This is a genomic window from Pseudomonas sp. GL_090 (assembly GCF_057837765.1).
Window position 1 is genome coordinate 2,482,534 of record NZ_CM174452.1, and the last position, 12,463, is coordinate 2,494,996.

At 61.4% G+C, this 12,463-nt stretch carries 10 protein-coding genes; 7 read left to right on the forward strand and 3 right to left on the reverse strand.

Translation table 11 applies throughout. From position 1 onward, the window contains the following. The first annotated feature begins 130 nt into the window (after positions 1 to 130). Both AC3ITA_RS11130 and feaR read left to right on the forward strand, forming a co-directional pair. Positions 131 to 1,081, forward strand: coding sequence for a PDR/VanB family oxidoreductase (locus AC3ITA_RS11130; RefSeq protein WP_489280281.1), 951 nt, complete (start codon positions 131 to 133; stop codon positions 1,079 to 1,081). 151 nt (positions 1,082 to 1,232) lie between these two features. Beyond that, positions 1,233 to 2,153 (forward strand): transcriptional regulator FeaR, encoded by a 921-nt coding sequence (gene feaR, locus AC3ITA_RS11135; protein WP_489280283.1) that lies wholly within the window; start codon positions 1,233 to 1,235, stop codon positions 2,151 to 2,153. Between the two features lie 153 nt (positions 2,154 to 2,306). Here feaR and AC3ITA_RS11140 read toward each other — a convergent pair whose 3' ends face one another. Then, positions 2,307 to 2,936, reverse strand: a complete 630-nt coding sequence (locus AC3ITA_RS11140) for a response regulator transcription factor (protein ID WP_053161157.1) — start codon at positions 2,934 to 2,936, stop codon at positions 2,307 to 2,309. A 259-nt stretch (positions 2,937 to 3,195) separates the two neighbouring features. On the opposite strand from AC3ITA_RS11140, the gene hpaC reads away from it, so the two are divergent. Then, the gene (hpaC, locus tag AC3ITA_RS11145; protein WP_057715405.1) at positions 3,196 to 3,705 is read left to right on the forward strand and encodes a 4-hydroxyphenylacetate 3-monooxygenase, reductase component; all 510 of its coding nucleotides are present in this window, start codon (positions 3,196 to 3,198) and stop codon (positions 3,703 to 3,705) included. A 712-nt stretch (positions 3,706 to 4,417) separates the two neighbouring features. Here hpaC and AC3ITA_RS11150 read toward each other — a convergent pair. After that, positions 4,418 to 5,740, reverse strand: coding sequence for an alginate export family protein (locus tag AC3ITA_RS11150; RefSeq protein ID WP_150673860.1), 1,323 nt, complete (start codon positions 5,738 to 5,740; stop codon positions 4,418 to 4,420). A 282-nt stretch (positions 5,741 to 6,022) separates the two neighbouring features. On the opposite strand from AC3ITA_RS11150, the gene AC3ITA_RS11155 reads away from it, so the two are divergent. Both AC3ITA_RS11155 and AC3ITA_RS11160 read left to right on the forward strand, forming a co-directional pair. Next, on the forward strand, positions 6,023 to 6,412 hold the full coding sequence (locus AC3ITA_RS11155) for a c-type cytochrome (protein ID WP_489280286.1): 390 nt from the start codon (positions 6,023 to 6,025) through the stop codon (positions 6,410 to 6,412). 138 nt (positions 6,413 to 6,550) lie between these two features. Next, positions 6,551 to 8,041 (forward strand): aldehyde dehydrogenase family protein, encoded by a 1,491-nt coding sequence (locus AC3ITA_RS11160; protein WP_095946275.1) that lies wholly within the window; start codon positions 6,551 to 6,553, stop codon positions 8,039 to 8,041. Between the two features lie 171 nt (positions 8,042 to 8,212). Here the strand turns inward: AC3ITA_RS11160 and AC3ITA_RS11165 are convergent, their stop codons facing one another. After that, entirely contained in the window at positions 8,213 to 10,666 is a 2,454-nt protein-coding gene (locus tag AC3ITA_RS11165; protein ID WP_489280288.1) for a DUF3772 domain-containing protein, read from the reverse strand. 341 nt (positions 10,667 to 11,007) lie between these two features. On the opposite strand from AC3ITA_RS11165, the gene AC3ITA_RS11170 reads away from it, so the two are divergent. Both AC3ITA_RS11170 and AC3ITA_RS11175 read left to right on the forward strand, forming a co-directional pair. Next, entirely contained in the window at positions 11,008 to 11,973 is a 966-nt protein-coding gene (locus tag AC3ITA_RS11170; RefSeq protein WP_489280290.1) for a Bug family tripartite tricarboxylate transporter substrate binding protein, read from the forward strand. A gap of 1 nt (position 11,974) precedes the next feature. Beyond that, a complete protein-coding gene (locus AC3ITA_RS11175; protein WP_489280292.1) occupies positions 11,975 to 12,457 on the forward strand; it encodes a tripartite tricarboxylate transporter TctB family protein in 483 nt (160 codons plus the stop codon). Positions 12,458 to 12,463: the final 6 nt, after the last annotated feature.

The window sequence follows — 12,463 nt, forward strand, 5'->3', positions numbered from 1 at the left end:
AGCGAGCCTGCTCGCGATGGTGTATCAGCTGAATCGATGTCGACTGACACTCCATCGCGAGCAGGCTCGCTCCTACAAGGTCTCACCAAGCCGTAGTACTAAATCAAAACAAGTGTATTCAGGTGATGCAATGATGAAGGTGAAGATCGAAAGGATCGTCGACGAAGCGCTGGATATCCGTTCCTTTCGCCTCGTGCGCAGTGACGGCCAGCCGCTCGACACCTATGAACCGGGTGCCCACATCGACCTGACCGGGCCGACCGGGGTGACCCGCCAGTATTCGCTGTGCAGCCCGCCGCAGGATCGACGTGCGTATCTGGTGGCGGTGAAGAAAGAAGCGCAGTCGCGCGGTGGCTCGCTCGCGCTGCACGAGCAAGTGGAAGAGGGCATGGAGCTGGAAATGGGTGCGCCGCGCAACCTGTTCCGTCTCGATGAAAGCGCCAGCGAACATGTGTTGTTCGCCGCCGGTATCGGTGTCACGCCGCTGTTGAGCATGGCCTACAAACTGGCGGAAAGCGGCCAGCCATACCGGCTGCATTACTTCGCTCGTTCGGCGCAGTACGCGGCGTTTACCGAGCTGTTGGCGACCCAGTTTGCCGAGCGTGTGGAGTTTCACTACGGCGTGGAGCCAGTTGATCTCGACGGTGCATTGAGCGAATGCCTGGAGCGTGCCGGCAGCACGGCCCACGTCTACACCTGCGGCCCGGCACCGTTCATGAACAAGGTCGTGGAAGTGGCTTCGCGCAGTCGCGCGGATGATGCCATCCACCTCGAACACTTCGCGGCGGACCCGGCGGCCAACAGCGCCCCGGCCGGCGGTTTCGAAGTGGAGCTGGCCAGTTCCGGCGTGGTGCTGCACGTGCCGGCCGACGCCAGTCTGGTCGATGTGCTGCAGGCCCATGGTTGCGATATCGACACCGAGTGCCGTGAAGGCATCTGCGGCACTTGCATCGTCGAGGTCCTGGACGGTTTGCCGGAGCACCGCGACAACTGTCTGTCGAACAAGGAAAAGGCCTCCAACAAGCAGATTTGTGCCTGTGTATCACGGGCGCTTTCCGCTCGTCTGGTATTGGACCTGTAACCGAAAGTCGACTGGAAAGCTTGGGCCGGAGCCTGTTGAATGGGCGCCCGGCAGCCGTCGAAGGAGGAGATGGCTACAGAAATAACCGTGTTGACGAACCGCTCGATGAAGTGGTCGAAAAATAACAACAAAAACCTGAGGCTTTGCGGACATGATTACAGCATCGACGGTGCGCAACGAAGCGTTCGAAAGTTGGTTGAGCCAGGTGAACCAGGCTTGTGGGCGTTTCGATGCCCGGGCACTGGACACCGATTTCTACGGCGAACTGACGGAATTTCGCAGCGGAGCGATCAACCTGAGTGTGGTCGACATGGCGCACGTGCATTTGTATCGCACCAGCAAGGACGTCAGCACCAGTAGCGACGGCCACTACTACGCGGTGTTCCAGATGCGTGGCAGCTCGCAGCTGGAGCAGGGCGGCAACCGAGCGCAACTGGGCTGTGGCGACATCGCCCTGATCGACGCCAGCCGTCCGAGCGACATGATCTACCACGACGATTGCCGACAACTGTCGTTGATTCTTCCGCGCCAGGTGGTCGAGCGGGGTTCGCACTTCAATGCCGTCAACTGCGCCACGCGCATCGCGGCCGGCAGCCCCCTGGCGGCGATGGCCAACAAGCTGGTGCTGGACACCCGCCAGCAGGAAGGGCTGGACATGCAGGAAAGCGAGGCCGTGCTCGATGCCCTGGCCAGCCTGTTGCTGCCGGGCATCAGCGCCCGCGACTGCGGTGCGGACGCCCATGAGCGGCAATTTCGCAAGATCATCGCGTTCATCGACGCGCACCTGAGCGACGAAGAGCTGTGCCCCGAACTGATTGCTCGTGAAGTGGGGATTTCCGTGCGCGGTCTGTACCGGATGTTCTCCAAGCGCGGCCTGGTGGTGGCGCAATACATCAAGCACCGGCGTCTGGACTTCTGCGCCGAAAACCTGCGCCGCGCCGATGTCGAGCAGAAGCTCTCGGCGTTGTGTTATGCGTGGGGGTTCTCGGATTCGAGCTACTTCTCGTCGGCCTTCAAATCGCGCTTTGGCGTGTCGCCAGGGGCGTATCGCAAGCGGTATAGCCAGATCTGATGCCGCCGGCATTGATGTTGAACTTGCCGGCCTCATCGCTAGCAGGCTAGCTCCCACAGGGATTTTCGTCGTACACAGATTTTGTGTTCACTGGAGATCCACTGTGGGAGCTAGCCTGCTAGCGATGGCGGTCTCATGACCGCCACAAATCTCTCAGTGCCGCACCGGCTCATCCACCGGCAAATGCAGCACTTCGCGCACCAGCATGGCGATGCTGCTCACGCCCATCTTTTCCTTGATCTTGGTGCGGTGCACATCAACGGTCTTCACGCTGATGTTGAGCTCCCGCGCGATCACCTTGCTGGCCTTGCCATCGATCACCAGCATCAACACTTCCCGCTCACGGCTGGTCAGCAAAGCCAGTTTGCCTTGCAGGTTCTGACGCTGCTGCTGATCGGCCTGGGCGTGCACGGCGGTCTTCAGCGCGGCCTGGATGCGGTCGATCATCTGCTGCGGGTTGTAGGGCTTCTCGACGAAATCCAGCGCGCCGTTCTTCATCGCCGTGACCGACATCGGAATGTCGCCATGGGCCGAGACGAAAATGGTCGGCAAGGTGCTGCCGCGCTGGTTGAGGATTTCCTGCAACTGGAAACCGCTGGTCTCCGGCATGCGCACGTCGAGCACCAGGCAGGCGGGCTGCTTGGGGTCGTACTGGCTGAGGAACTCTTCGGCGCCGGCAAAGCACTGCGCCTGCACGCTCACCGACTCCAGCAACCAGGCCAGTGAGGTTCGCAGGTCCTTGTCGTCGTCAACGATATAAACAATCGGTTTACGGATTTCCATCGGGGCTGCCACGAAAGTTTTCTAATTATTGTTTTCGCACGAGAACGTGCGGCACGCATTGGCTCATCTTTCTGGAACCAGTATGCAGAATACCCACTGTGGCCGGCCCTTGCGATAAAGAAACCACCTAGTCGACTAGCGGAAACCCAACCCCGCCATGGGGATCGCGAGAATGGTTGTGCCGCGCCCGCAGCCTTAGTCTTGTTCCATCACCTACGGGCCGCCAGATAGCGGTCCTCCTGAAGGAAGGGGCATCGACATGGCCGACCTGAGCCAGCAGCAAATCGACTTTCGCAACGCCATGGCGCAGCTGCCTGCCGCGGTGAACATCATCACCACCAACGGCCCCGGCGGTCGTTGCGGCATCACCGCCAGTGCCGTGTGCTCGGTGACCGACTCGCCGCCCACCGTGCTGGTGTGCGTCAACCGCAACAGCGCCACCCACGACGTGTTCCGCACCAACGGCCACCTGTGTGTCAACGTGCTGTGTGGTGAGCAGGAAGAACTGGCCCGGCATTTCGCCGGCATGACCCAGGTGCCGATGGCCGAGCGTTTTGCCTGGGACCTGTGGGACGACGGCGCGGCCGATGTGCCGGTGTTGCGCGATGCTCTGGTGCAGCTTGAGGGGCGGATCAGCGAGTGCAAGGAAGTGGGATCGCACTCGGTGATGTTCGTGGAGCTGACGAAGGTGGGCGTGCGTGAGCCGCGTGACAGCCTGGTGTATTTCAACCGCTTGTTTCATCGCGTTGAGCATGCCAGCGCGGCTTGACTGAGACCGCGTTATCGTTCTTCGCGAGCAGGCTCGCTCCTACAGGATCGCCGTCGAACACAAATTCTGTGTTCACTGCGGGACCTTGTAGGAGTGAGCCTGCTCGCGATAGCGGTACCCGCCTGGAATGCATGTTTAACGGCTGTAGGAGTAACTTCCTGCAAGCCACAGCACCTTGCGTCATTGCCTACAGGTACGCCAGAATCCGCCGGCTTGTGCGCCCTGGAGGCAGTCGGTAACTTGGTCCGCGTCACTGATTTCCAGTGATCGGGTTTAGCAGCCCGTGGTGATATGAGGCGCATTGGCAGTCCAGACAGTCAGGTATTCCCCATCCCTGCACTTGATGGCAGCTGTGCGCAGGGCGCCCTCGGGCGCGCCGGTTTCGTGTCTCCCCGGTCTGCTAACCTGCGTACAGCCGCCACCCTCGTTTAGCAGCGAATCGGGCTTTGGATCAGGTCGATCGGCCCGGCTAACCACTAAACACTGTGGGAGCGAGCTTGCTCCGGGCGGCGTTCCGACGATAGCGGAGTATCTGTCAGCAACGATGCTGGATGTGATGACCCCATCGCGAGCAGGCTCGCTCCCACAGGGGATCTGCGGTGTACACGGATTTTGTGTGCGGCAGAAATCTAATTGTGGGAGCGAGCCTGCTCGCGATGGCGGTGTATCAGGCACTGCAAATCTCAGATACGAAAGCTCCCCACGGCCGAAATCAGAAACCGGTGGCGAACACCACCTGGGCGTAGACGTTCTTGTCGTTGTTACCCAGTTGGGTACCGCCGTCTTCGGCGCTCTTGTCCGGTTGGTAGATGCCCACCAGTGGCATCACGGTCAGGTGGTCGTTGACGTGCCATTCGGCGTACAGGTCGACTTCGTGGCCATCGGTGTTGCCCAGGTTGCGGTCGATGGTGTCGAAGTTGAAGTACATCGCGCCGACAGTGAGGTTCTCCAGCGGCGAGACTTTCAGCGTGACGTTCTGGATGCGCGAGTTGCTGTTGAACGGCCCGGCGTAGTTGCCCGCCACTTCACCCTGGAACCATGTGCCGTAGCCACGGCTGAAACCGTAGAACAGGGTGTCGTAGCCTTCCGAGAAACGGCTGTAGCGGTAGCTGGCGCTAGGTGTCCAGACCGCGTCGGAGAAGGTCCAGCCGGCTTCCAGGTACCAGGCGTCTTCGGTCGAGGTGTGAGGCTTGTCCTGCTTGGCGTATTCACCGGACAGGAACAGGTCTTTCACCCCGGCGTTGCCCGCCGCACGCAGGCTGTAGGTCTTCATGCCGTCGCGTTCAAGCTGGATCGGCGAGGCGTACTGTTCATCGATATCGGTGGTCTTGATGTAGGTAAGGCCGACCGTGCCGGCCTCGGCCACGTGCTCCAGGGTGCCGACGTACATTTCGGTCTTGGCCTGGGCGCGGTTGTCGGATTTGAGCCACATCAGGTCGCTGCGCCAGCCTTCCTTGCCGCCCAGACGCAATACGGCGGTTTCATCGAAGGCCTTGCGCGCCGCCAGGTAGTAGGCGCCGCCACGGTTGAACTCGCCGTCGGCCAGGCCTTTACCCATGTTCAGCGCGTCGCCGTCGATCAGGAAACCGTCGCCGACCACAATGTTCTGTCGGCCGAAGGACAGGTCGACACCGTCACTGCCCAGCGCGCCGAACAGATCGGCCGAGCGCCAGCCGAGGTAGGCGTCTTCGAACTTGGTGGTGCGTTCCGTGCCATCGGAGAAGCCGGCGGCATCGCCATCGCCCCAGGTGCCGGAGCTGAGCAGGTTCCCCGCGCCGTACGCGGTACCCACACCGCCCAGGCCTTGATCGAAGCTCAAGCCGTATTTGATGTAGCCCTCGCGCCACGACGAGCTGCCTTCATTCAGGCGACCGGACAGGGCGTAGTTTTCCTGGCTGTGGAAAATGCCGAATACGGCTTCGAGGGTAGCGTTCAGGTGGCTGTCGTCATCGGCGTAGAGTTCATAGGCACCGGCATTGCCGGCACTGATCATCAGCGCGAGCGTCGAGAGACGAAGCAAGGGGGACTTGAGCATGGTGTGGCATCCGTTCTTGTTCTTGAGCGCAGGTTTGCGGTCTGTCCGGATACTAAGGCGCGGCCATTGTTTGCCCTTTTCCCTGTTTGCCAATTAGTTGGTTGTGCATGCCAGATTGCATGGTTTGGCAGCCCGGCCAACACAACTGGCACGCAGGGCAAAACCTGCGTGCCGACGACCACCGACAATCCCCATCAACCTGTCGAAGCACCGTTGCCTCGGCATTTTTAGTGTTGGCGTTCGCCTGCTGGCGGACGCGTGGATTTTCAAGGTCGTTTTCCTATGTTCACTTCGCTGCGTTGGTCCCTGATCGGTTTGTTGTCCTTCACCCTGGTCCAGGCGGTGTCCGCCGCCGAGTGCGCCCCGGACACGCGCCGTGGGGCCGAAGTGTTTGCCACCGAGTGCAGTGTCTGCCATGCGGTGACCAAGGGCACGGCCGGCATGATGGGGCCGAACCTGTTTGGTGTGTATGGGCGCAAGTCCGGCTCGCTGGCGGACTTCAGCTACTCCCAGGCCATGCGCGACAAAGACGTCAGTTGGCAAGCCGAGACCATCACGCAATTGATCACCCAGCCCCAGGCCTTCGTGCCGGGCACCTACATGCCCTACATGGGCCTGGCGTCCGCCGACGACCGCCAGGCGGTCGCGTGCTTCCTCAAAGAACAACACTGATCAGCCGGATTACCGACTGACAACCAACCACCCCCTGTAGGAGCTGGCTTGCCAGCGAAGACGGCCTTGAGTCTTGCAACGCCCGTCAAGACGCTTTCGCCGGCAAGCGGGCTCCTACATCTGAATGAAAGGTGAATTATGAGCAACGTTGAAATCCTGCCCCAGGTTGCTGCATTCCTTGAGCGTCGCCACGGCTGCTTCATTGATGGCCAGTGGGTGCTTGCCGAGGGCGACAGCATCGCGGTGGTCAACCCGGCCACTGGGCAAACCCTGTGCGAAACCCTGGATGCGCCGCTGGAACTCGTCGAGCGCGCCGTGCAGTCGTCCCACAAGGCGTTCAAATCCGGTGTGTGGTCGAGCCTGCGTCCGGCCGACCGTGAACGCATCCTGCTGAATTTCACCCGCCTGGTCGAAGAACACGCCGAAGAACTGGCCCAGTTGGAAACCCTGAGCCAGGGCAAGTCGATCAACATGGCCCGCGCGCTGGACCTCAACGCCACCGTGGAATTCATGCGCTACATGTCCGGCTGGGCGACCAAGATCGAAGGCCAGACCTTCGACGTGTCGATCCCGCTGCCACCGGGCGCCAAGTTCACCGCGTTCACCAAGCGTGAGCCGGTGGGTGTCGTGGTCGGCATCGTGCCGTGGAACTTCCCGTTGCTGATCGCCGCCTGGAAGCTGATGCCGGCCCTGGCCACCGGTTGCACGGTGATCATCAAGCCGGCGATGGAAACCCCGCTGACCGCCATGCGCCTTGCTGAACTGGCGCTGGAAGCCGGCATCCCGGCCGGCGTGTTCAACGTGGTCACTGGTGGCGGCGCTTCCGTTGGCGGCGTGCTGACCGCGCATCCTCTGGTGAGCAAAGTGTCGTTCACCGGTTCCACCGCCGTGGGCAAGAGCGTCGGCGTGGCGTGCATGGAAAACATGACGCGCTTCTCCCTGGAACTGGGCGGCAAGAACCCGATGATCGTGCTCGCCGATGCCGACATCGAAAAAGCCGTGCAGGGCGCGATCCTCGGCGGCTTGCTGAACAACGGCCAGGTCTGCGCCGCTGCCTCGCGCTTCTACGTGCACCGCTCGATCCACGATCAGTTCGTCGAAGCCCTGGCTGCCGCCGTCTCCTCGATGCCAATTGGCGCCGGCATGAACTGCGACGCGGCCATCAACCCGTTGGTGTCGCGCAAGCAACAACAAAGCGTGCTCAAGCACATCGAACTGGCCCGCCAGCAAGGTGCGCGGGTGGTGACGGGCGGCGAGTTGCTGGAAGGCGACGGCTTCTTCGTGCAGCCGACCATTCTGGCGGACATCGACCACAGCATGGCCGTGGCCCGTGAAGAGGTGTTCGGCCCGGTGCTGGGCGTGATGCCGTTCGACGACGAAGACGCCGTGATCGAACTGGCCAACGACAACCGCTACGGTCTGGCCGCCAGCCTGTGGACTAACGATCTGGGCAAGGCGATGAACCTGGTGCCACGCATCGAAGCCGGTACGGTCTGGGTCAACGCCCACGTGCTGCTCGACCCGGCGATGCCGTTCGGTGGCCTCAAGCAATCGGGCATGGGCCGCGAGTTTGGCCGTGCGGTGATCGAGGCTTACACCGAGCTCAAGTCGGTGTGTATCGCCCATTGATCAACCTGTAGGAGCGAGCTTGCTCGCGAAAAACGTCAAGATAATGCGGTCTGTCAGTCAGTTCGCGTTATCGTTGGCGACCATCGCGAGCAGGCTCGCTCCCACAGTGGATTTGCGGTGAGCACGTCATGTGCGTACACCCGCGATAAATTGTGGGAGCAAACTCCCACATCATGCTGCGGGTGGCGGTTTCGCCAGTTCAATCCCCGCGGCACCCAGCCGCTTGAGAATTTCAAACAGCAGCTCGCTTTTGATCGCGCTGACCGTGCGTGGGCTGCCGACATAGCCGGTGATGGTCAAGGTGATGCCTTCAGGCTTCAGCTGACTGAAGCGCAAATAAGGCACCGGTTTATCCAGGATCGATTCGTGTTCGGTGAAGGTGTCGTACAGCAGGTTCTGTACTTGCTCCGGATCGATGTCCAGCGGGAACACCAGTTCGAGCATCACCACGCCTTGGGCGCTACCGCCGAGGGTGACGTTGCGCAGGTTCTGCGAAATCAGGTGGGAGTTGGGCACGATCATGATCGAGCGGTCGGCCAGTTGAATTTCCGTGGCCCGTACGTTGATCCGTCGTATGTCGCCTTCGACCCCGCTGATGCTGATCAGGTCGCCGACTTTCACCGGACGCTCGGTCAGCAGGATCAGACCGGAGATGAAGTTCTTCACGATCTCCTGAAGACCAAAGCCGATACCCACTGACAGCGCACTGACAATCCACGCCAGGTTGGTCCACTTGACCCCCAGCGATGACAGCGTGAGCAGCACCACGGATGCGTAACCGATGTTGGCAAACAGGGTGCTGAGCGAGGCGCACATGCCTGGGTCCATCTCGGTTTTGGGCAGGAACTCGTTATCCAGCCAGCGCCGGAAGGAGCGAATCAGGTAGATGCCGATCACCAGGGCGAGGATGGCATGGAGCAGGTTGTCCGGGACGATGTTGAGTTTGCGCAGCCCTTCGCCGCCGAGTACGGCCACGGTGCCGGTGACCAGTTGCCCGAGGGTCGTCCCCACGCCGCCGACGAACAGGGCAATGACGCCGATCAGCATCAGGATGGCGCGGCCAGCCCCGGACATGACGGTGCAGATCTGCTCCAGGCGTGGATTGCCGATGCCCAGTAGTTGCTTGATCGCCTTGCCGGTGGGTTTTCGGGGCGAAAACACATAGTCGCAGGTGTCCTGGTAGACCTGTGAGAGCAGGTAGAAACCGGCGCAGATGATGAATATCCAGACCACTTCATAGGTGATGAACCGGGCCATCGTCACGTAGCCGATCAACAGGGCGAACAGGGACACCACCACGGCAACGCCGGTGAAGGTGTAAATCAGACCGGCGAAGGTGGTGACGCCTTCGGGGGCCTCTCCGGCAACGATCAGGTCTCTGCGCGTCTTGCTGACGCGCAACAGCAGCGCAGCGATCACCAGTGCCACGATCAAGGCTACGATGCCCCGACCGAACAACACCACTTCGGCGCTCATGCCAGTGACGTTGCTCATCTGCACCAGGGTTACCAGCACCAGTAGCAGGCTGGCCAGCAACCTCGGATAGGGCTCCATCACCAGCGCCACCGGATCGGCAATATCGGGCAGGCGCCATGAAGGATGTTTGGTGGACAACAACGCGCGGCTCAGCCCGGTGATCAGCACGCAGGTATAGGCCAGTTTTTCCAGATTCTGCGCCAGGTCGGCCAACAGGGGGGTGTAGGGCAATTGCCGGGTCCCGGCAAAATGCAGCAGTTGCAAGGCGATGCCGGCGGTCAGCACCGTCGCCACCACCGACGCCAGTGCAAGGGAGCTGCGCCGCAGCCGACCTTCAGGCATTCGATGGATGCACAGCCAGGCCAGGGCCCGTCCGGCGAGCTTTCGCCCCACGGTCCAGATGGCCAGGGCCAGGATCAGCAGAGTGGCGGTGATCCCGCGTTGTCCGGGTTGCCAGGCGGCCCGGTGCGTGGTCTCGAGCTGTTCGATGAGGGCGCTGAAACGTTGGCGGTCATCGATCGGAAGATTGAACAATGGCGACCAGAAGCTCGGGTTCAGGATGCTGCTGGTCTGCTGGGTCACTTCCGCTTCCAGCAGACTGCGCCGGATGCTGGCAATCTGCGTGATCAACTCGCCGGCACTTATTTTAAGCGCGGCCAGGGTTTTGAGTTGGCTGTCGATCTTGTCTTTTTGCTCGCCGAGGGCGTCTCGTTGGGAGGTAATGGCAGTCGTCACCTGTGCGTTCTCGTCAAGCGGCACTGGCCCCAGCACGTTGAGTTGCGCCTGCAATTGCGCCTGTCCAGGCAGCAGCGATGTGGACAGGCGTTCAATCTCCTGAATCAGTACCTGCACCAGGTCCTGCGAGCTTTCCAGCTGAGTGTAATTGGTGGCCTGGGAAACCTGCTGCTTGAGGCTGTTGAGCTGGTTTTGCACCCCCAGCAATTCGCTGTCGGAAATGCTGATGATCGGGGCTGCGGGGGGAGGGGCCGGGGCAAGAGCAGGAGCAGGAGCAGGAGCAGGAGCAGGAGCAGGAGCAGGAGCAGGAGCAGGAGCAGGAGCGTCGGCCATGTCCCCCGCCAACAGCCATCCCGGGCTTGCCGCCAGAACCGCGAAGGCGACGTAGATCATGGACTTCAAGACGTTGCACATCGGCGAGCTCGACGGGTTGTTAGTCACTTAGCCAATGAGGTTAGGTCAAGACACGCACCCTGAGCGATGTTTTGTCGCAAGTGCCCTGGCTGTTTTTCGCCCGGGCGTTTCCTGTAGGAGCGAGCCTGCTCGCGATGGACGTCAAGGCACCGCGTTTATTCAGGTAACACGCGTAATCGTTAGCGACCATCGCGAGCAGGCTCGCTCCTACAGGGTGGTGCAGCGCTTTAAAACAGATCAACCCGAGGATCCATGGCCTAAGCTTGTTTGCAGGCCCCTGTTCATCGCGCACGTCGATGAGCAAGCGGCACCTATAAAAACAATGCAATCAGGAGATGCCCATGTCTGCTTTGATCCGTCGTTTCAGTCGCTGCATGGCCGCCGGTTTGACCGCTGCCGTGCTTGTCGCACCGGCCTTCGCGCTGGATACCGTGAAATTCATGGCCCCGGGTTCCGTGGGCGGTGGTTACGACCAGACCGCCCGTGTGCTGGGCAAGGCCATGGTCGAGGCCGGTACGGCCAAGTCCGCGACCTTCGAGAACAAGGGCGGGGCGGGCGGGACCCTGGGGCTGGCGCAATTTGCCAACAGCACCAAGGGCGATCCGAACGCATTGCTGGTGGTCGGCGCGATCATGGTCGCGGGCATCGAACAGAACAAACCGCAGATCAGCCTGAAGGATGTGACGCCCATTGCCCGGCTGTTCACCGAGTACAACGTGATCGCCGTGCGCAAGGAATCTGAATTCAAGACCCTCGATGACCTGATCAAGGCCTTCAAGGCCAATCCAACCAGCATCACCTGGGGCGGCGGCTCCAAGGGCTCGGTGGATCACATTGGCATCGCCGAGTTGGCGGGCAAGCTGGACGTGCCGGTCAACAAGGTCAACTACGTGGCCTTTGGTGGCGGTGGCGAGGTGGTTGCCCAGGCGTTGGGCGGCCAGCTCAAGGTGATCACCGGCGGTTACGCCGAGCTGGGGCAATACATCAAGACCGGTCAGTTCCGTGTCCTGGGCATCGGCGCGCCGGAGCGGGTTCCCGGCATTGATGCACCGACCCTCAAGGAGAGCGGCTATGACGTGACGATCGGCAACTGGCGCGGCGTTTACGGTGCGGCGGGCCTCACCCCGCAACAGCGTAAAGAGGTGATCGACGCGGTCGTGGCCGCCACCAACAGCAAGGTCTGGCAAGACAATATCCAGACCAATGCCTGGACGCCCAGCGTGCTGACCGGCGATGAGTTCGGCAAATTCGTCGAGGAAGAACACGTACGGTTGCACGCCATGCTGGTCAAGGTCGGGCTGCTTTGAGATGGCCACACAGCGCGCAGTAGTACCGACGCAATTGGCGGTCGGCATCGGCCTGATCGCCATCAGCGTCGTATTGGCGATTGGCGCCTACCGGTTTCCGCCCGAAATGGGCTTCGTGATCCTCCCGGCGTACGTCTACCCCTATGTCGTGGCAGCGTTTCTGGGTGCAGTGGGGCTGCTGCTGGGGTATCAGGCCGTCAGTGGCGGTTTTCGCGAACTGGATAACGACACCGCCACGGTGCCCGGTGGAAAAACCGGTGCGGCCTGGGTGACGGCGGGGCTTGTCGGGGTGGCGGTGCTGATCAACCTGATCGGGTTTGTGCTGGCCGCCGGGTTGCTGTTTACCTGTTCGGCGCGGGGGTTCGGCAGCCGTCATCCCCTGCGGGACCTGGCCATCGGCATTGCCTTGACCCTGCCGATCTACTGGCTGTTCAACGCCGGGCTGGGGGTTTCCCTGCCGTCGCTGATCAACATCTGGCTTTGAAAGGAG